17 protein-coding genes, 2 tRNA genes and 1 pseudogene are annotated in these 19,983 nt (G+C 71.8%); 17 read left to right on the top strand and 3 right to left on the bottom strand.

The genetic code is table 11. The features are described from left to right. Window positions 1-419 (bottom strand): annotated as a pseudogene (locus tag ACZ5XZ_RS37255) (hypothetical protein); the annotation flags it as partial. A 446-nt stretch (window positions 420-865) separates the two neighbouring features. Here ACZ5XZ_RS37255 and proB point away from each other — a divergent pair. The 5 genes from proB to ACZ5XZ_RS37280 all read left to right on the top strand — a co-directional run bounded on the left by proB (window position 866) and on the right by ACZ5XZ_RS37280 (window position 6,112). Next, complete coding sequence (gene proB, locus ACZ5XZ_RS37260) at window positions 866-2,023, top strand: glutamate 5-kinase (RefSeq protein ID WP_468986663.1); 1,158 nt, start codon at window positions 866-868, stop codon at window positions 2,021-2,023. 232 nt (window positions 2,024-2,255) lie between these two features. Further along, window positions 2,256-2,753, top strand: a complete 498-nt coding sequence (locus ACZ5XZ_RS37265) for a hypothetical protein (RefSeq protein ID WP_468986609.1) — start codon at window positions 2,256-2,258, stop codon at window positions 2,751-2,753. A 72-nt stretch (window positions 2,754-2,825) separates the two neighbouring features. Next, a complete protein-coding gene (locus ACZ5XZ_RS37270) occupies window positions 2,826-4,094 on the top strand; it encodes a glutamate-5-semialdehyde dehydrogenase (protein ID WP_468986611.1) in 1,269 nt (422 codons plus the stop codon). A 132-nt stretch (window positions 4,095-4,226) separates the two neighbouring features. Beyond that, entirely contained in the window at window positions 4,227-4,880 is a 654-nt protein-coding gene (locus tag ACZ5XZ_RS37275; RefSeq protein ID WP_468986613.1) for an SCO2584 family spore wall biosynthesis protein, read from the top strand. 107 nt (window positions 4,881-4,987) lie between these two features. Next, window positions 4,988-6,112: an SCO2583 family membrane protein gene (locus tag ACZ5XZ_RS37280; RefSeq protein WP_468986615.1), complete on the top strand. Its 1,125-nt coding sequence runs from the start codon at window positions 4,988-4,990 to the stop codon at window positions 6,110-6,112. A 72-nt stretch (window positions 6,113-6,184) separates the two neighbouring features. Here ACZ5XZ_RS37280 and ACZ5XZ_RS37285 read toward each other — a convergent pair whose 3' ends face one another. Beyond that, window positions 6,185-7,279 (bottom strand): M48 family metallopeptidase, encoded by a 1,095-nt coding sequence (locus ACZ5XZ_RS37285; protein ID WP_468986616.1) that lies wholly within the window; start codon window positions 7,277-7,279, stop codon window positions 6,185-6,187. Between the two features lie 154 nt (window positions 7,280-7,433). Here ACZ5XZ_RS37285 and ACZ5XZ_RS37290 point away from each other — a divergent pair, with 154 nt between their 5' ends. The 9 genes from ACZ5XZ_RS37290 (at window position 7,434) to ACZ5XZ_RS37330 (ending at window position 12,496) form a co-directional block, all read left to right on the top strand. Then, on the top strand, window positions 7,434-7,583 hold the full coding sequence (locus tag ACZ5XZ_RS37290) for a hypothetical protein (protein ID WP_468986618.1): 150 nt from the start codon (window positions 7,434-7,436) through the stop codon (window positions 7,581-7,583). Window positions 7,584-7,711: 128 nt separating this feature from the next. Further along, window positions 7,712-7,873 (top strand): hypothetical protein, encoded by a 162-nt coding sequence (locus ACZ5XZ_RS37295; protein ID WP_399147733.1) that lies wholly within the window; start codon window positions 7,712-7,714, stop codon window positions 7,871-7,873. A 53-nt stretch (window positions 7,874-7,926) separates the two neighbouring features. Then, window positions 7,927-8,538 (top strand): nicotinate-nucleotide adenylyltransferase, encoded by a 612-nt coding sequence (gene nadD / locus ACZ5XZ_RS37300; protein WP_051006918.1) that lies wholly within the window; start codon window positions 7,927-7,929, stop codon window positions 8,536-8,538. Window positions 8,539-8,562: 24 nt separating this feature from the next. Further along, window positions 8,563-10,344, top strand: a complete 1,782-nt coding sequence (locus ACZ5XZ_RS37305) for an LCP family protein (protein WP_468986621.1) — start codon at window positions 8,563-8,565, stop codon at window positions 10,342-10,344. Between the two features lie 248 nt (window positions 10,345-10,592). Beyond that, a complete protein-coding gene (rsfS, locus tag ACZ5XZ_RS37310; RefSeq protein ID WP_468986624.1) occupies window positions 10,593-11,027 on the top strand; it encodes a ribosome silencing factor in 435 nt (144 codons plus the stop codon). Further along, window positions 11,024-11,677, top strand: coding sequence for a histidine phosphatase family protein (locus tag ACZ5XZ_RS37315; RefSeq protein ID WP_468986666.1), 654 nt, complete (start codon window positions 11,024-11,026; stop codon window positions 11,675-11,677). Before rsfS ends, ACZ5XZ_RS37315 begins: the two co-directional genes overlap by 4 nt. A 112-nt stretch (window positions 11,678-11,789) precedes the next feature. After that, window positions 11,790-11,862 (top strand) — tRNA-Ala (locus ACZ5XZ_RS37320). 148 nt (window positions 11,863-12,010) lie between these two features. Next, on the top strand, window positions 12,011-12,259 hold the full coding sequence (locus ACZ5XZ_RS37325; RefSeq protein ID WP_407289370.1) for a hypothetical protein: 249 nt from the start codon (window positions 12,011-12,013) through the stop codon (window positions 12,257-12,259). A 3-nt stretch (window positions 12,260-12,262) separates the two neighbouring features. Continuing rightward, entirely contained in the window at window positions 12,263-12,496 is a 234-nt protein-coding gene (locus tag ACZ5XZ_RS37330; RefSeq protein ID WP_030413843.1) for a hypothetical protein, read from the top strand. A 62-nt stretch (window positions 12,497-12,558) separates the two neighbouring features. Here ACZ5XZ_RS37330 and ACZ5XZ_RS37335 read toward each other — a convergent pair whose 3' ends face one another. Next, window positions 12,559-13,920 carry a glycosyltransferase 87 family protein gene (locus ACZ5XZ_RS37335; protein ID WP_468986625.1) on the bottom strand — a complete coding sequence of 454 codons (1,362 nt, stop codon included), beginning with the start codon at window positions 13,918-13,920 and terminating at the stop codon, window positions 12,559-12,561. Window positions 13,921-14,123: 203 nt separating this feature from the next. Here ACZ5XZ_RS37335 and ACZ5XZ_RS37340 point away from each other — a divergent pair. The 3 genes from ACZ5XZ_RS37340 (at window position 14,124) to ACZ5XZ_RS37350 (ending at window position 19,735) form a co-directional block, all read left to right on the top strand. Next, window positions 14,124-14,196, top strand: a tRNA-Ala gene (locus ACZ5XZ_RS37340). Window positions 14,197-14,567: 371 nt separating this feature from the next. Further along, a complete protein-coding gene (locus ACZ5XZ_RS37345; RefSeq protein WP_468986627.1) occupies window positions 14,568-16,526 on the top strand; it encodes a S53 family peptidase in 1,959 nt (652 codons plus the stop codon). 320 nt (window positions 16,527-16,846) lie between these two features. Beyond that, complete coding sequence (locus ACZ5XZ_RS37350) at window positions 16,847-19,735, top strand: leucine--tRNA ligase (protein WP_468986629.1); 2,889 nt, start codon at window positions 16,847-16,849, stop codon at window positions 19,733-19,735. Window positions 19,736-19,983 lie beyond the last annotated feature (248 nt).

Below are 19,983 nucleotides of genomic sequence, written 5' to 3' on the forward strand. Positions count from 1 at the left end.
AGCGCGCTCGCGTCGATGTTGCGGGTCACGAACGGCAGGCTGCGGGTCCTGCGGACCAGCACCGCGACCGCCTGGCACACGAAGTGGGTGCCGTAGAAGAGCAGCAGCGTGATGGTGAGCGGCGCCTGCTCCTCCAGGGGGTTGATGCCGTCGATGTGCAGCAGGCCGACCAGTATCAGCATGTCGCGCAGCAACTGGCGCACCGTGACGTCGAACCGGATCCGGCCCAGCACGGCCAGCAGGCCGGGCTGCTTGTGCTGGAGGACCAGGTCCAGACCCAGGTTGACCACGGACGCGGCGATGAACAACGGGACGATGGGCAGCAGCGCACCGACCAGCTGGGCGATGAACGCGATCATCATCGCGAAGAGGGCCGCGAGCTGTACGGCTCGGCGGGGAACGATTCCGGCGGAAGGCACGGGGGAGGGCTCCTGGCAGCAAGAAGGTCAGGGGGGAGGCCGAGGGGGGCGGCCGGGTCCCGCGCTGCGACGCCGCCGGAGCGGCGAAACGGGACCGATGGACACCCGACCGTATGACCTCGTTGGCCTTGGTGACAATCTGCTGTGGCTCTCATCACCGCGAAAGCGGACCAATCGAACGCAACCTGTTGGCCTCGGCGTCCGTCTAACGAAAAACCCTGTGGGATGACGCACACGGCAACGGCCCGGTCGCGGTGTCCCTCCCGCGCCGCGGCGGAGTCCGGCCGACCGTCTCGCGGAGCGTCCGCCAGGCGATATCGGCACGCGCCCGGGGGCCGTACTGCCGTAGATTGCGCCCGTAGGGACGTCGCGCGGGCACCGGCAGGAATACCCGTACGGCGGCGTTATCGGCAAGCACAGGGGTACGCAGGGTGGCAGGCGCGAGCATGGACGAAGGGGCGGCCGGAAAGGCCACGGTCGAGGGGGGTGGCGGCCGGCGCGAAGGCGTGGCGGACGCCCGCCGGATCGTGGTGAAGGTCGGCTCGTCGTCGCTGACCACGGCCGCCGGGGGACTGGACGCGGACCGCGTGGACGCGCTGGTGGACGTCCTGGCCAAGCACCAGGACAAGGAGATCGTGCTGGTCTCCTCCGGCGCGATCGCGGCCGGCCTGGCCCCCCTGGGCCTCGACCGGCGGCCCCGCGACCTGGCCCGCCAGCAGGCCGCCGCCAGCGTCGGCCAGGGCCTGCTGGTCGCCCGCTACACGGCGTCCTTCGCCCGCTACGGCCGCCGCGTCGGACAGGTCCTGCTGACCTCCGACGACACCAGCCGCCGGGCCCACTACCGCAACGCCTACCGGACCCTGGACCAGCTGCTGGCCATGGGCGCCGTACCGATCGTCAACGAGAACGACACGGTCGCCACCGACGAGATCCGCTTCGGCGACAACGACCGGCTGGCGGCGCTGGTCGCCCACCTCGTCCGCGCCGACCTGCTGATCCTGCTCTCGGACGTGGACGGCCTCTACGACGGCGACCCGGCCACCCCCGGTACGTCGCGGATAGCGGAGGTGCGCGGGCCCAAGGACCTGGAGGGCATCTCCATCGGCAGCGCGGGCAAGGCGGGCGTCGGCACCGGCGGCATGGTCACCAAGGTCGAGGCGGCCCGGATCGCGGCCGCGGCCGGCATCCCGGTGGTCCTGACCTCCGCCGTGCACGCCGCGGACGCGCTGGCCGGCGGCCAGACCGGCACCCACTTCCTGCGCACCGGCCGGCGCTCCGCCAACCGGCTGCTGTGGCTCGCGCACGCCTCCACCCCGCGCGGTGCCCTCGTCCTCGACGACGGGGCGGTGCGGGCCGTCGTCGAGCGGCACTCCTCGCTGCTGCCGGCCGGTATCGCGTCCGTGGAGGGCGAGTTCTCCGCCGGCGACCCGGTCGAGCTGCGGGACGGCGACGGCCGCGCGGTGGCCCGCGGACTCGTCAATTTCGACGCCAGGGAAATCCCCCGTTTGATGGGACGTTCGACCCGCGATCTCGCCCGTGAGCTGGGCCCCGCCTACGAGCGGGAGGTCGTGCACCGCGACGATCTGGTGCTGCTGCACCACTGACGCCCGCCGCCGCGGGGGCGCGGACACCGCCCCAAGCGGAGCGCGTACCGGCCTTTCCGCGGAGACCTTGGCGAAAACGCCCCCGCGACGGCCCGCGGGCTGGTCAACTTTGTTGTGGGGCGCCGCGGGGGAACGGCGCCCGCAGAGTGCAAGCGCACACGCCGAAGTACGACCGCACCAGTCGGCTCCGCACCCCCGAGGGCGGAGCGATGCGCATCACAGGAGGCCGCCGGTGAGACGAGGGCGCCCGGGGGCACTGCCCCGAGGGACGGCGGAGCGGACGCTGACCAGCGTCGAAACCGGCGAGGTCGGCGGCCGGCCGGACGACGACGAGCGGGCCGAGCGGACGCGGGCGGCGCGGCCCGTCCCGGAGGGCGAGCGCCGCGAGGCCACCCGGCTGTGGCACATCACCCTCAGCGTCTCGGGCGCCGAGGCTCCGCTCAAGGAGGTCCGGCGGGGGCTGGAACAGCTCGCCCACGACCACCCCTTCCTGCTGACCAGCCGCTACGCCAACGATCACGCCGAGATCCGCTACTGGGAGGAGGCCCGTGATCTGCACGACGCCGCGGCGGTCGCGCTGCGCCTGTGGGGCGAGCACCGCTCGACCGCCAAGCTGCCGCCGTGGGAGATCGTCGGCCTGGAGGTCATCGACCGCGAGACCTACCACCAGCGCATCGCCGAGGGGTACGGCCTGCCGCCGGCCTCACCGGTCGGCGTCCACCCCTACTGACCACCGGGCGCGGCGTCCCGCGCTGTGAGATACCCCCGGGCGGCGGCCGGCCCGCCCGCTAGGCTTTCGGCCATGACCAGCAGCGCATCGCAGAGCTCCCCCGTCCTCGAGACCGCCCGCCGCGCGCGGGAGGCGGCCGCCGTCCTGGCACCGCTGCCGCGTACGGTCCGCGATGCCGCCCTGCTCGCCGTCGCCGACGCCCTGGTGGAGCGGACCGGCCAGATCGTCGCTGCCAACGCCCAGGACGTCGCCAAGGCCCGCGAGGCCGGCACCGCCGAGTCCATCGTGGACCGGCTCACCCTCACCCCGGAGCGGATCGCGGCCATCGCCGCGGACGTCCGCCAGGTCGTGGCGCTGCCCGACCCGGTGGGCGAGGTGGTGCGCGGCTCGACCCTGCCCAACGGTCTCGACCTGCGCCAGGTCCGGGTCCCGCTCGGAGTGATCGGGATCATCTACGAGGCCCGGCCCAATGTGACGGTGGACGCCGCCGCGCTGTGCCTGAAGTCCGGCAACGCCGTGCTGCTGCGCGGCTCGTCCTCCGCGTACGCCTCCAACAGCGCCCTGGTGGACGTGCTGCGCGACGCCGTACAGAGCGCCGGGCTGCCCGCCGACGCGGTGCAGCTGGTGCCCGGGGAGAGCCGCGAGTCGGTCCGGGAGCTGATGCGCGCCCGCGGCCTGGTCGACGTGCTGATCCCGCGCGGTGGCGCCTCGCTGATCCGTACGGTCGTCGAGGAGTCCACCGTCCCGGTGATCGAGACCGGCACCGGCAACTGCCATGTCTACGTCGACGAGGCCGCCGACCTCGACATGGCGATCGACATCCTGATCAACTCCAAGGCCCAGCGGCCCAGCGTCTGCAACGCCGCGGAGACGGTGCTGGTGCACGCCGGGATCGCCGAGAAGTTCCTGCCGCGCGCCCTGGAGGCGCTGACCGAGGCCGGCGTGATCGTGCACGGCGACGCCGCCTGGCAGCAGGCCGGACCCGGGCTGGTCGCCCCCGCCACGGACGAGGACTGGGCGACGGAGTACCTCTCGTACGACATCGCGGCCGCCGTGGTGCCCGACCTGGACGCGGCGGTGGCGCACATCCGGCGCTGGACCTCCGGCCACACCGAGGCCATCGTCACCACCTCGCAGGCCGCCGCCCGCCGGTTCACCCAGTTGGTGGACTCCACCACCGTCGCGGTGAACGCCTCCACCCGCTTCACCGACGGCGGCCAGTTCGGCTTCGGCGCGGAGATCGGGATCTCGACCCAGAAGCTGCACGCCCGCGGCCCCATGGGTCTGCCGGAGCTCACGTCCACGAAGTACATCGTCACCGGGGACGGGCACACCCGCTAGGGCTGGTGCGTCGGGGTGGACCGGGGCGGAGCCGTTGTGGGGTGCTGCCGGTGGCTTTGCCCGGCTGCGGTCGGGCGGTTCTCCCTGACCGGATCCCTGCCCAAATCCAGCGGCCGGGGCTAATCTGGACGGGTGCCGGACGACGTGGGGGGCAAGCCGTTCCCGGACGGCGAAGAGCCCGACGAGCACCACCACGGGAGCCACGGAAGCGCGGACGAGGAGTTCGCTTCCGTGGTCTTCGACGAGGAATTCGTCCGGTCCGCACAGATCCACGAGCCCTCCGCGGTCGAGCGGATGCTGGCCGCCGCGGAGGCGCGCGCCGAGGCCGAGGCGGCCCGTTCGGGCGCCGGTTTCGGTCCCGACGGTGACGATCCGGCCGAGGCCGCGGCCCGCGGCCGCCGTGGGCGCCGCGGCCCCGCAGCCGACGACTACGACGCGTACGGCGACGAGTACGAGGACGACGGCGGCTACGGCGCCTACCACCCCTACGGCCCCTACGGGGGGTCGCTGCGCCCCTACCGTGGCAGCACCCGCTGGCACCGCCCGGTCGCCTGGGTGCTGGCCGTCGTGATGGGCATCGGGCTCGTCGCCCTGGCCTTCAGCGCCGTCTACCGGGGCGCCTCCGGACGGAACCAGAGCCCGGCTCCGACGCCCACGACCAGTGGGGTGGACCTCCCGGCCACGAGCGGCGCGGACAGCGTCCGTACGGCGCGGCCCGGCCTGCCGGCGCTGCCGTCCGCCGAGCCGGCGCGCCCGTCGTTCTCGGCGGTTCCCAGGCCGCAGTGACGGCCGGACACCCTTCCCGCGATACGGGTCCCCGAAACGGAACCTTGCGCTGAAGTTGCCCGGCGCCCCGGCGTTTACCTTCGCCCCGGCAGACCTACCCTTGTTGTATGACCGGGCCTGGTGACCCTCCCGAAGGGACGCCCAACGGCGCCTCGGGAGGCGGTGAGGACGAATACCGATCCGTTGTCTTCGACGAATCGTTCGTGCGGGCTGCCCGACTGCAGGAGTTCTCGGCGGACGAGCGGCTGGGTGAGCATCATTCACCGGCCGTGAAGACCCGGCATGCCTGGATGCGGCTGGGCGGCTCGCGGCAGGCCATCCTTCTGGTGCTGCTGATCGTGCTCGCCTTCGGCACCGCCGTCTACATGGGCATCCGGCACCCCTACAAGACCCCGGAGCAGTCCCGGGTCCAGCCGCTGCGCTCCTCCGTCGTGCCGCTCGCGCCGAGCGGGGAGGTACCGGGCGCGACACCCGAGGACCTCTTCGCGCACAGCCCCGCGGCCGACTACAAGATCGGCGCCGCGGGCGTGAACCTTCCCCCCGTCGCCCGCACCGAGCACTTCTCCGACGGCCAGATCATCTCGGCCCTGAGCATCGCCAAGGACTACCTCGTCCAGTCGTCGCTGGACCCGGCCACCCTCACCGGCGGCTCCGTGCGTCCGGTGCGGCTGCTGCTCGACACCGGGCAACTCGACCAGTTCGACCGGAGCCTGGCGCACCCCGACGACAACGGCCGCTACGCCGCGACCGGTTGGCTGGTCCGCTTCGACCCCGACGTCACCCGGCTCGCCGACCGGGACGTACGGGTCAACGGCACCCTCTCCGCCGCGGAGTTGAGCCCGGACGCGCTCGTCGTGACCGCCGACTACACCTTCGTCTACGCCGTACGGCCCGCCCCCGGCGCGCCGCAGAAGCCGGCCGGAGCGGAGGTCGGCAAGGCCACCCCGGGTGCCGCCTCGCTGGTCACCGTGCGGCGTGAGATGCACTTCCGGGTCGGGCGCGAGGATCTGGCCGACCACCGACTGGAGCTGCTGCAGAGCAGTCTGCAGGCCGGGCCGCTGGCCTGCTCCTCGCAGCCGGCCGACGCGCTGCGCCCGCTGTTCGCGGGACAGCACGCCGGCCATGACCGGCCCGCGGGCACCGACCCCTACGCCAGGGACCGGGCCAACCCCTCGCTCTGCGGTGAGCTGGCGCCCGCCGCCCAGCCGAAGCCGAGCCACCCGATCCGTTAGCCGATCCGCCCGGCGGGCCGTCGGGCGTCCGGTCCGTCGGCGGGACCACCGGCTCGTCCGCCGTCCGGTCCCTCAGGAATCGTCCGAGCCGCCCGTGCCACCGGATCCGTTCGCGCCGCCCGAGGTGCCGGGACGCTGGCCGCCGCGGAAGACCGTGTCCCGCAGCTTGCCGCCCAAATCGCCCGCACCGCCCGCGATATCGCGGACCAGGCCCATCAGCGGGTCCTTGCTGTTGCGCACCGAATCGGCGTAGTGCGCCGCGGAGTCCCGGAAGGAGTCGGAGACGGAGGTGTCCTTGTCCTCGTCCCGACGGGGGTAGTGGCCGTCCATGATCCGCTGGTAGTCGCGGCTGGCCGCCCACTTCTTGAGCTCGGCCGCCCGCACGGTCGTGAACGGGTGGCTGCGCGGCAGCAGGTTGAGGATCTTCAGCACGGAGTCGCGCAGATCGCCGCCGGACTCGTACTCGTCGGCCTGCTTGAGGAAGGCGTCCACATTCATCTCGTGCAGATGATTGCCGCCCGCCAGCTTCATCAGGCCGCGCATCGAGGCCTGCAGATCCTGCCCGACCAGCAGGCCGGCGCGGTCCGCGGACAGCTCCGACTTGCGGAACCACTCGCGCAGCGCCGTCACGATCGCCATGATCGCGACGTTGCCCAGCGGGATCCAGGCGACCTTCATCGCCAGATTCGTCAGGAACAGCAGGATCGTGCGGTAGACGGCGTGCCCGGACAGCGCGTGGCCGACCTCGTGGCCGATGACCGCCCGCATCTCCTCCTCGTCGAGCAGCTCGACCAGGCCGGTCGTCACCACGATGATCGGCTCGTCGAGGCCGATGCACATGGCGTTGGGCTGCGGGTCCTGATTGACGTACATCGGCGGGACCTTCTCCAGGTCCAGGATGTAGCAGGCATCGCGCAGCATGTCGTTGAGGTGCGTGAACTGCTGGTCGCCGACCCGGACCGAGTCCGACAGGAACAGCAGCCGGAGGCTGCGCTCCGGCAACAGGCCGCTGAGCGTCTTGAAGACGGTGTCGAACCCGCTCAGCTTGCGCAGCGCGACCAGCGCCGAACGGTCCGCCGGGTGCTCGTACGACCGGGAGGAGATTCCGGGGAATCGCCGCCGGTCCCGGCTCGGTACGCTCTCGCTGCCGCCTGGGCTCTCCGTCATTGGGGCCTCCCCCTGTTCGACTGCGTGTGTCTCAGACTAGAGGACGCCACTGACAACGGATTGGATGCTCGGGCGTACGCTGGCGATCGCACCACTGACCGCACAGGCCCGGACAAACGACCCCACGGGCCGGTACCCGAGGGAGCGCATCGTCATGCCGCATCCGAGCGTGCTGCTCGCCGCCGCCCAGGAGACCGCCCACGACGTCGGCCCCGGCTGGATCCTGCGCACCGTGATCATCGCCGGCGTCCTCGGCGCCGTCCTGCTCGCCTGGTTCCTGCTGCGCGGTTACGGCCGGGACTGACCCCGCCGGTCCGCCCGGGCCACTTCGGAGGTGTCCGGGCGGAGTCGCCGTGAGCCCGCGGTGAGCCGCCGCTTACGATGTGGTGGAAGTCTCTGCCCGTCCCCCAGCCCGGATTGGTCCTGCCGACGATGAGCCTGCACACCACCGCACAGTCCCTGGTCTCCCTCGCCGAAGGCGAGCACGCGGGTGGCGGTCACGCCAGCCTCAGCCCCTATGTGACCGGCGGCGGCGCCCTGTTTATCCTGCTCCTCCTGCTCTGGATCACCACCCGCTTCAACCGGGACCGCTGAGTCGACGGCACCCGGCCCCCGGCATCGCGCGCCGCCCAGTAGGGTCTGCACGCATGGGAGAGCACACAGGGCCCGTGAAGCGGCGACTCGGAGTGATGGGCGGCACGTTCGACCCGATCCATCACGGACACCTGGTCGCCGCCAGCGAGGTGGCCAGCCAGTTCCACCTCGACGAGGTCATCTTCGTGCCCACGGGGCAGCCGTGGCAGAAGAGCCACAAGACGGTGTCCCCGGCCGAGGACCGCTATCTGATGACGGTCATCGCGACCGCCTCGAACCCGCAGTTCTCCGTCAGCCGTATCGACATCGACCGCGGCGGCAAGACGTACACGATAGACACGCTGCGTGATCTGCGTGCCGAGCACCGCGACGCGGATCTGTTCTTCATCACCGGCGCCGACGCGCTCAGCCAGATCCTCACCTGGCACGATGCCGCGGAGCTGGTCTCACTCGCCCACTTCATCGGGGTGACCAGGCCCGGCCACGTCCTCGCGGACCCCGGGCTGCCCGAGGGAGCGGTGTCCCTGGTCGAGGTGCCCGCACTGGCCATCTCCTCGACCGACTGCCGGGCGCGCGTGGCCCAGGGGGATCCGGTCTGGTATCTGGTGCCGGACGGTGTGGTGCGCTACATCGACAAAAAACAGCTGTACCGCAACGACCGCTGACGGGGCTGACGGAAAGGGGCACCGGTGAGCGACCGACCAGATCCGTACGGGCCGCAGGACCCGTATGCCCATGACCCGTATGCCCCCGACCAGCAGGGGCAGCCGGGCTACACCTACGACGCCTACGGGCAGCCGGTCTACCGCGACGCCGCACAGCCGTCGTACGAGCAGCACTACGACGCGTACGGACAGCAGCAGCCCGCACCGCCGGCCTACGAGGGCTACGACTCCTACGGTGCGCAACAGGGGCACCAGGGCCAGCACTACCAGGAGCAGCCGGGCCACGCGGTCCAGCCGGAGTACGGCTACGACCCGTACGGCGGCCGGCAGGTGCAGGCCCAGCCCGGCTACCCCCAGCAGTACGACCCCTACGGCCGGCCGCAGCAGCAACAGTCGCAGGAGTGGATCCCGCAGCAGTCCCAGCCCTCGCCCTACGAGCAGCTCTCCCACGACGAGCCGCCGCGGCCGCCGGCCCAGCGCCGCGCCCCGTCGCCGGACCGCGAGGAGCCGGCCGCGACGGGCGGATCCCAGGGCGCGGCCCCGGCCGGCCCGGAGTACCACACCGAGCAGTTCTCCTTCATCGAGGAGCCGGACGAGGACTCCGAAGACGTCATCGACTGGCTGAAGTTCACCGAGAGCCGCACCGAGCGGCGCGAGGAGGCCAAGCGGCGCGGACGCAGCCGGCTCGTCGCGCTGTCCGTCGTGCTGGCCCTGCTGCTCTCCGGCGGCGCCGGCTATCTGTGGTGGGCGGGCAAGCTGCCGGGCCTGTCCGGCCCGGACACCGGCAAGGCGGCCGCGGCCGGCGGCCAGAAGCGCGACGTGCTCGTGGTGCATCTGCGGGACACCACGTCCGGCAGGAGCTCCACGGCCCTGCTCGTCGACAACGAGACCACCCACAAGGGCACCACCGTCCTGCTGCCCAACAGCCTCGTCGTCCCCAAGGACGACGGCAGCGCCACGACGCTCGGCAAGTCCGTCAAGGACGACGGCTCCGAGCCGACCCGGGAGTCCCTCAACAGCCTCCTGGGCGCCGACCTGAAGGCCACCTGGCGGCTGGACACCCCGTACCTGGAGAACCTCGTCGAGACGGTCGGCGGGATCACCCTCGACGCCGACACCACCGTTCCCGGTGCCAAGAAGGGCGCCTCCCCGGTGGTCAAGCAGGGCAGCGGCCGGGACCTCAACGGCCAGGCGGCCGTCGCCTACGCCACCTACCAGGCGCCGGGCGAGACCCAGATCAAGCAGCTCCAGCGGTTCGGGCAGGTCGTGCAGGCCACCTTGAAGAAGGTCTCCAGCGACGCCGACGGGGCCACCGCCACCGTCAAGGCGCTGCTGCAGGTGCTCGACCCGCCGCTCACCGAGGCCCAGCTGGGCAGTTCGCTGGCGCAGCGGGCGGAGCTGGCGAAGACCGGCGCGTACCGCACGACCCTGCTGCCCGTACAGGCGAACGGCACGCTCAGCCCGGCCACCGCGGCGAGCGTGGTCAAGGACGTGCTCGGCGGCACGGTCAAGAAGACCGCCCCCGACGCGACCGCCCGGGTAGGGGTCCGCAACGCCACCGGCGCCAAGGTCGCCACCGGCAAGGCGCAGGTCGCCCTGCTCAACGGCGGCTACGGCTTCGTCGACGAGGGCACCGACGGTGTGGCCCGGGCCACCTCCCAGGTCGCCTACGCGGACGCCGCCCAGAAGGCGAAGGCCACGGAGGTCGCCAAGACGCTGGGGCTCCCGGCGAGCGCGGTCAAGCAGGGCAAGGTCGCCTCGAACGTCGACATCGCCGTGGTGCTGGGGCGGGACTACAAGGGCTGACGAGCGGGACACCCGGCCCCCACAGCGGGGCCGGGCACCCCCTGCCACGTCCCTGACCAGCCAGAACAGCGAATCCGGTCGACGGGATCGAAAACTCTGGCGGGGGTGTCGGCGGTCCGTGAGACCCTTGAGGGGTACCTGACCGCTGATCCGGTTGCCATGGGGACTGCGGCCCGCGCCGTGGCTCAGCCGAGCGCCCCGCTTCCCTGCCCGGCCGGAGACGCCGCCCTCGACCCGGAAAGCCGCTTGTGACCGCCACGGACCGTTCCATCGAGCTCATCAACGCCGCCGCTCAGGCCGCAGCCGACAAGCTCGCGCACGACATCATCGCCTACGACGTCAGTGACGTCCTCTCGATCACCGACGCCTTCCTGCTGGCCTCGGCGCCCAGCGACCGCCAGGTCAAGTCGATCGTCGACGAGATCGAGGAGCGCCTGAGCAAGGAGCTCGGCGCCAAGCCGGTTCGCCGCGAGGGCGACCGCGAGGCCCGCTGGGTGCTGCTCGACTACGTCGACATCGTCGTGCACGTCCAGCACAGCGAGGAGCGGGTGTTCTACGCGCTCGAGCGGCTGTGGAAGGACTGCCCCGAGATCGACCTCCCCGAGGAGGCCAAGGCCACCCGGGGCAAGGCCGCGGCGCACGCCGAGGCCACGGCCAGTCAGCAGGACGGAGAGCTGCTCTGAACGGCACGAAGAGGCCGCCGGGCCGCCGCATCGTCCTGTGGCGCCACGGCCAGACGGCCTGGAATCTGGAGCGCCGCTTCCAGGGCTCGACGGACATCGAGCTGACCGAGGCGGGCCGTGCCCAGGCGCGGCGCGCGGCCCGGCTGCTCGCGGCGCTCAGGCCGGACGCCATCGTCGCCTCCGACCTCCAGCGGGCGGCGGCCACGGCGAACGAGCTGGCCGCCCTGACCCGCCTTGAGGTGACGCACGACGCCGCCCTGCGGGAGACCTACGCGGGCGACTGGCAGGGTCTGACGCACGACGAGATCCTCGCGCAGTACGGCGAGCAGTACACCGCCTGGAAGCGCGGTGAGCCGGTGCGGCGCGGCGGCGGCGAACTGGAGACCGAGGTCGCCGACCGGGCCGCCCCCGTCGTGCTCAACCACGCCGGGAAGCTGCCCGAGAACGGCACCCTGGTCGTCGTCAGCCACGGCGGCACGATCCGCACCACCATCGGGCGCCTGCTCGGCCTGGACGCCCACCACTGGGAGGGTCTGGGCGGCCTGTCGAACTGCTGCTGGTCCGTGCTGGGCGAGGGCGCGCGCGGCTGGCGCCTGTTGGAGCACAACGCCGGCACCCTGCCGGAACCGGTGCTCGGCGACGACGACTGAGCCCGCGGAGCGGCCCCGGCCGACCGGATTTCACATCTGGGCAGGTCGCAGGCTAAAGTTCTTCTTGTTCGCGGCGCCGCCGGGGGAAACCCGGAGGAGCGGAACAAGACCCGGGGCTATAGCTCAGTTGGTAGAGCGCCTGCATGGCATGCAGGAGGTCAGGAGTTCAATTCTCCTTAGCTCCACAGCCCGGATGATCCCGTCTCCTTCAGGAGGCGGGATCTTCGCGTTCTACGCGCGGCCGCCGGCGCGGGCGTGACGTGAAGTCGGGCCTGACCCGGTCGGCGGTCCGTGGCAGAATCGGACGGCGCCGGCAGGGGAGGAGAGATCGCGATGCCCACGAGCATCCTCGAGGAGGTCAACGACCTGCTCGAAGTGGCCGAGGCGCAGGGCTATGACTGGCTGCCGGAATACGCGCTCCGCTTCACCTGCCCCGTTGACGGCCCGGCGTCCGTGTGCGGCGCGAGAGCCGGTTCCGCCCTGCAGTGCCCTTCGTGCGGCTCGTCCCATGTGGCGCAGGTGCTGGGTGACAACGGAGGCATTTCCTTCGTCTGTACGGCCTGCGGCCACAGTTGGAGCTGATGGATGGGCGCCCACAGCAGGAAATGTGACTGGTGCGGCAGCGGTACGCCGATCGTCCGCGACATGGAACCCGTCAACACCGACTACCAGTACTGGTGCGAGGAATGCGCCCGTGCCCTGGTCATAAAGGGCGATCCGATCGAGACGTACCGAGAGCTCGACGGGGAGCCGATCTACGGGCGGCTGCTGGACGAGCACTGCACGCTGAAGCGGTTCTATTCGTTCGCGACGGCCTGAGCGCGGCCGCGCCCGCCGATCGCGACCGGCCTCGGCTCAATTCCCCGGCATCGCGGGGCGGTTCACCGGGGACGAGCGGTTCGGATGCCGTCGGGGGTCTCGGCCGGTCCGGCCCCGCCGCGGTGTGTCCGCCCGCCGGGCCGCCGCCACAGCCGCGCCCCGGTGAGCGCCAGTACGGCCAGCCCGGCGATCGGATAGACACCGGAGAGCAGCATCTGGACGCCGTTTTGGTGCAGTTCCTGGTGGTGGTTCCAGCGGTGTGGCACCCACCACAGGGCGAACGAGCCGAACAGCAGGCCCAGCGCGATCGCCGCCGTCCACCAGCGGCGGGCGGCGGTGCCCGTACGGCGCAGCGCCTCGGAGCCGCACAGGGTCAGCATCGGTACGCACCACACCCAGTGGTGGGACCAGGAGATCGGACTGACCAGCAGGGCGGTCGCCGCGCAGGCCACGGCCGCCCAGGCGCGCTCCCCGCGCAGCAGTGACCCGGCCGCCAGCGCCAGGCCCAGGACCGCGGTCAGGCCCGCGAGAACGATCCAGGCGGCGCCGGGGTCGTGGGTGTGCAGCAGCCGGGCGAGGGCGCCGCGCAGCGACTGGTTCGCGGTGATCTCCACCTCGCCGACCCGGTCGGCGGCGAAGACGATCTCGGTCCAGAAGCGGTGCGCGTCGCGCGGCAGGGCCAGGGCCGACAGGACGGCGGTGGCCAGGAAGGTGGCGGTGGCCACGGCGGCCTGCCGCAGCCAGGGGTTCCAGGCGGCGCGGACCCCCGCGCCGGAGCGGACCAGCTGGGCGGCCCGCAGGGCGCCGGCCAGCGCGAGGGACACCGCGAACAGCGCCGGCGTCAGCTTGATGCCGGCCGCGATGCCGATGCCGACGCCCGCGAGCCGGTTGGTGTCCTTACGGGTCAGGTCCCACAGGACCAGCGCGGCGAGCAGCAGGTTGATCTGCCCGTAGCGCAGCGTCGTCCACACCGGCTCGCACCACACCAGCAGCGCGGAGACCGCCAGGGTCGCGGCGGGCCCGGGGAGGCGCCGGGGCCGGCCGGCCAGGCGCAGCGAGAGGTGGACGACGGCGACGAGCAGCAGGAGGTTGCCGGCGGTGGCGAGGGTGCGCATCTCCGGGACGCCGAGGAGCGTGAGCGGGGTGAACAGCAGCGCCGCGAAGGGCGGGTAGGTGTTGGGCAGCCGCGCCGAGGTCGCCACCATGTCGTAGAGGGACCCGCCGGCGCGGACGGTTTCCCCCTCGGCGCGGTAGACCATCAGGTCGATCATCGTCACGTGCGCGAGGCGCTGCGCGATCCAGAAGGCGGTGAACGAGACCAGGCAGGCGAGGGCCGCCGCGAGGGTCGGGTGCCGGCGTATGGCGCCCCTGTCGGTGGCCGGGCCGCCGGGGTCGGTGGGCTGTTCCAGCTCCAGCGCGGTCACGGCGTACGGCTCCCCCAGGACGAATCGGGCACGTAGTGCCGACAGTACCGCGCGTCCCGCCGAACGGCCCGCGAGGTTGCCGCGGCCCGAAGGGCCTCGTCCGGGGTGGTGGCCGGGTGGCGGGAGAACGATTTGGCAGAAGGCGGGGAGGTCCGTGTAATGTAGGCGATGCCGCAGCGGGGAACCGGGCGGAGACAAGACCTGGGGCTATAGCTCAGTTGGTAGAGCGCCTGCATGGCATGCAGGAGGTCAGGAGTTCAATTCTCCTTAGCTCCACAAATACAGAGCAGGCCGTCCATTGCGGACGGCCTGCTCTGTTGTGCGTATCGGGCGACGGTGCCGTCCTGCCGGGTGGCCGGATTCCGGGGCCCGCATCGGTGGAGTCCCTGGGGGTGACGCTGATATCCGGTCACCGCCCCGCCCTCCGCGGTGAGTTGGGCACGGTTTTTTGTACCCCCTCCTGACCGGTCCTTGCCGTTCCTTGGGCGCTTCTTGGTGATCGCATGCCCCTGACATGAACGGTTCACCGAAAGAGTGGCGAACCGCGTGAGCGTCACATCCCGCGCATTCACCGCTCGTGAGGTGCCCACACCGCCGCACCGGCGCAGTCACCCCACGGCGCACCGCATCGCCACACAGGGGGTTACATGAGATCGACCCGCACCAGATCACCGCGCGCCCGCGCCCGTCTGGCCTGGGCGGCGACGCTGCCGCTGGTCGCCGGCGCGCTCGCGCTCGGCGCGCCCGCCGCCGACGCCGCGGGCCACGACGGCGGCCGGCACGCGCTGCAGGGCACCAAGCCCCTGTGGGCCACCCGGCAGGCCGACCAGGGCGCCACCGCCGCCGCCACGGCCGTCAGCGCCCGCGTCTACCTGGCCGGCCGCGACGCCAAGGGCCTCGCCGACTACGCCAGGGCCGTGTCCGACCCGCACTCCGCCGCGTACGGGAAGTATCTGAGCCCCGCCCAGGTGCGCGCCCGCTACGGCGCGACGCACGACCAGATAGCCAAGGTGACCGACTGGCTGGAAAAGTCCGGCCTGAAGGTCACCGGCACCACCAACCGCTACCTGGCGGTCAAGGGCGACGCGGCCGCCGCCGAGCGCGCCTTCGCCACCGACCTGCACAACTACCGCAAGGCCGGGCACACTTACCACGCGCCGTCCACCACGGCCTCCGCGCCCGCCTCGCTGGCCGACGCGGTGCTGACCGTCACCGGCCTGGACAACGCGCCCAAGCTCGCCAAGCACCACTCCGGCGAACTGCCTCCGCCGGAGGGCGTCTTCCGCAACTCCGGGCCGTTCTCCTCGTACTACGGCTCCAGGACCGCCAAGAAGCTGCCGCCCGCCTACGGGAGCAGGGCGCCGTACGCGATCAAGGGCTACACCGGCAAGCAGCTGCGCGCCGCCTACGGGGCGAAGAAGTGGACCGGCAAGGGCGTCACCGTCGCGATCACCGACGCATACGCCTCGCCGACCATCGCCCAGGACGCGGCCCGGTACGCCGCCCGCAACGGCGACCCCCGTTACCGCAGCGGCCAGCTCTCCCAGGTGCTGCCCAAGGACTACACGCACATCGAGGAGTGCGGCGCGGCCGGCTGGTACGGCGAGGAGACCCTCGACGTCGAGGCCGTGCACGCCGTCGCCCCCGACTCCGACATCGTCTACGTCGGCGGCGCCTCCTGCATGGACGACGATCTGCTCGACTCGCTCGGCAAGATCGTCGACGGGCACCTCGCGGACATCGTCTCCAACTCCTGGGGCGACATCGAGGCGAACGAGACCCCGGACGTGGCCGCCGCCTACGGCCAGATCTTCCAGCAGGGCGCCGTACAGGGCATCGGCTTCTACTTCTCTTCCGGTGACAACGGTGACGAGGTCGCCAACACCGGCACCAAACAGGTCGACACGCCCGCGAACTCGGCATGGGTGACCGCGGTCGGCGGCACCTCCCTGGCCGTCGGCAAGCACGACGCCTACCAGTGGGAGACCGGCTGGGGCACCCTGAAGACGGTCCTGTCCAAGGACGGCAGTAGTTGGGCCGGCTTCCCCGGCACCTTCAACGGAGGCGCCGGCGGCGGCACCAGCAAGACCGTCCCGCAGCCCTTCTACCAGCGCGGAGTCGTCCCGGACGCGCTCTCGAACGTGGCCCTCAAGGGCGCCATGCGCACCGTCCCGGACATCGCGGCGGTCGCCGACCCCAACACCGGGTTCCTGGTCGGCCAGACCCAGACCCTGCCGGACGGCTCGCTCGGCTACGACGAGTACCGCATCGGCGGCACCTCTCTGGCCGCGCCGGTGATCGCGGGCGTCCAGGCGCTGGCGCAGCAGGCCCGGCACGGCGTCGCCATCGGCTTCGCCAACCCCGCCATCTACCAGCGCTACGGCACCGCCGCCTACCACGACGTCACCGACCACCCGCTGGGCGCCGGCCGGGACCTGGCCGTGGTCCGGGTGGACTACGTCAACGGCACCGACGACACCAAGGGCACCACGACCTCGCTGCGCAGCCTGGGCAAGGACAGCTCCCTGCACGCGGGCGTCGGCTACGACGACGTCACCGGCGTGGGCACTCCGGGCGCCGGCTATGTGACCTCCTACCGCCCCTGATGGCCACCGGGGCACGGCACCGCCTCCCCGCACCGCCCGTGCCCCGGTGGAGCGGCGGCAGGAGCGCGGGGTAACGGGGGACGGGGCCCGTGTGGGGGTAATCCTCAGCGCGGGCCCCGTACGCCCTGCGGTACCCTGACGCCATGCGTGCCGTACGCCTTCTGCTTAGCGGGCCGCGCTGATCAGTACCGACGGATGACAGACCCCGTCGGAATCGGCGCGGCTTCCCCTCCTGTGCGAGGGGTCTTTTTGTTTCCGGCGGGTGCCGGGGACGAGGCGCGTTTCCGCAGGCAGAGACGATCGATGGAGCTTTGAGGACGATGAGCGAGACGACCACCGCTGCCGAGGTGGCAGCGCCGCACCGCTATACGGCCGCGCTGGCCGCCGACATCGAGGCACACTGGCAGGACTTCTGGGAGGCGGAGGGGACCTACGCGGCCCCCAACCCGACGGGCGACCTGGCCGGCGATCCCACCGTGGTGGCCCGCCCCAAGAAGTTCATCATGGACATGTTTCCCTACCCGTCGGGCGCCGGCCTGCACGTGGGCCACCCGCTGGGCTTCATCGCCACCGACGTGTACGCCCGCTACCAGCGGATGACGGGCCACAACGTCCTGCACACCCTGGGCTTCGACGCCTTCGGCCTGCCCGCCGAGCAGTACGCCGTCCAGACCGGCACGCACCCGCGGGTCTCCACCGAGGCCAACATCGTGAACATGCGGCGCCAGCTGCGCCGGCTGGGCCTGGGCCACGACCAGCGCCGTTCGATCGAGACGATCGACCCGGCGTACTACAAGTGGACCCAGTGGATCTTCCTGCAGATCTTCAACTCCTGGTACGACCCGGAGGCGGACGCGGCCCGCCCGATCGACACCCTGGTCGCCCAGTTCGAGGCCGGCACCCGCCGGACCCCCGACGGCCGCCCCTGGGCCGGTCTGAGCCCCATCGAGCGCGCGAACATCCTGGGTGAGTACCGCCTGGCGTACGCCTCGGACGCGCCGGTCAACTGGTGCCCCGGTCTGGGCACGGTGCTGGCCAACGAGGAGGTCACCGCCGAGGGGCGCTCCGAGCGCGGCAACTACCCCGTCTTCAAGGCCAAGCTGCGCCAGTGGAACATGCGCATCACCGCCTACGCCGACCGGCTGCTGAGGGACCTGGACCAGCTGGACTGGCCGGAGGCCATCAAGCTGCAGCAGCGCAACTGGATCGGGCGCTCCGAGGGCGCCCGGGTCGACTTCCCGGTGGGCGACGAGAAGATCACCGTCTTCACCACCCGTCAGGACACCCTGTTCGGCGCGACGTACATGGTGCTGGCCCCCGAGCACCCGCTGATCGCGGGCGCCGACGACGGCGCCGGCTCGATCGTTCCGGACGCCTGGCCCGAGGGCACCCACGACGTGTGGACCGGCGGCCACGCGACCCCGGCCGAGGCCGTGGCCGCGTACCGCAAGCAGGCCGCGTCCAAGTCGGACGTCGAGCGGCAGGCCGAGGCCAAGGACAAGACCGGCGTCTTCACCGGCGTCTACGCCACCAACCCGGTCAGCGGCGAGCAGGTCCCGGTCTTCATCGCCGACTACGTCCTGATGGGCTACGGCACCGGCGCGATCATGGCCGTCCCCGCGCACGACACCCGCGACTTCGCCTTCGCCCGTGCCTTCGAGCTGCCGATGCGCTGTGTCGTCGAGCCGTCGGACGGCCGCGGCACCGACCCGTCCACCTGGGACGACGCCTTCGCCTCGTACGAAGCGAAGATCATCAACTCGTCCGGTGGCACGATCTCGCTGGACGGCCTGGGCGTCACCGAGGCCAAGGCGAAGATCACCGAGTGGCTGGCCGCCCAGGGCATCGGCGAGGGCACCGTCAACTTCCGGCTGCGCGACTGGCTGTTCAGCCGGCAGCGCTACTGGGGCGAGCCGTTCCCGATCGTCTACGACGAGGACGGCGTGGCGCACGCGCTGCCCGAGTCGATGCTGCCGCTGGAGCTGCCCGAGGTCGAGGACTACTCGCCCCGCACCTTCGACGCCGACGACGCCGACACCCAGCCGGAGACCCCGCTGTCCCGCAACGAGGACTGGGTCAACGTCGAGCTGGACCTGGGCGACGGGGTCAAGCGCTACCGCCGTGAGACCAACACCATGCCCAACTGGGCGGGTTCGTGCTGGTACGAGCTGCGCTACCTGGACCCGAGCAACCCCGACAAGCTGGTCGACCCGGACGTCGAGCAGTACTGGATGGGACCGCGCGAGGGCCAGCCGCACGGCGGCGTCGACCTGTACGTGGGCGGCGCCGAGCACGCCGTACTGCACCTGCTGTACGCCCGCTTCTGGTCCAAGGTCCTGTACGACCTGGGGCACGTCTCGTCCGCCGAGCCGTTCCACAAGCTGTACAACCAGGGCATGATCCAGGCCTACGTCTACCGGGACGCCCGTGGAATCGCCGTCCCCGCGGCGGAGGTCGAGGAGCACGAGGGCGGCGTCTTCTACTACGAGGGCGGCAAGGTCTCCCGGCTGCTGGGCAAGATGGGCAAGTCCCTGAAGAACGCCGTCACCCCGGACGAGATCTGCGCCGAGTACGGCGCGGACACCCTGCGCCTGTACGAGATGGCGATGGGCCCGCTGGACGTCTCGCGCCCGTGGGACACCCGCGCCGTCGTCGGCCAGTACCGCCTGCTGCAGCGCCTGTGGCGCAACGTCGTGGACGAGGCCAGCGGCGAGGTGACCGTCGTCGACACCGAGCCCGACGAGGCCACCCTGCGTGCCCTGCACAAGGCCATCGACGGCGTGACCCAGGACATGGCGAACCTGCGCTTCAACACCGCCATCGCCAAGGTGACCGAGCTGAACAACCACCTGACCAAGACGGGCGGCCCGATCCCCCGCACGGTCGCGGAGCAGCTGGTCCTGCTGGTCGCCCCGCTGGCCCCGCACATCGCCGAGGAGCTGTGGCGCAAGCTGGGCCACACCACCACCGTCGTGCACGCGGACTTCCCGGTCGCCGACCCGGCGTACGTCGTGGACGAGACCGTGACCTGCGTCGTCCAGATCAAGGGCAAGGTCAAGGCCCGTCTGGAGGTCGCTCCCTCGATCTCCGAGGCGGACCTGGAGGCGACGGCGCTGGCCGAGCCGGCGGTGGTCGCGGCGCTGAACGGCGCGGGTATCCGGAAGGTGATCGTCCGGGCGCCCAAGCTGGTGAACATCGTCCCGGCGTAGTCGCCGGTCGCCGCGGGTGCCCGGACGGATCCGTTCCGGGCACCTGGGGCGGCAGCGCCGAGCGCCGGGCCGGAGCGAGCCGGGCGGCCTGAGCTCGGACTTCGGCGGGCGCCCCGGGCGGCAGCGCCGGGGACCGGCGCGGGCTCCGGGCAGGACATAGGTGGTTTCCCCTACGGGCAGGTTGGGGGTTCGTCAGGAACCCGCAGCCTGCCCGAGCCGTTTACGGTGGAGATACAGGGCGCAGGCGA

It is taken from the genome of Streptomyces sp. NPDC033270 (assembly GCF_055576575.1).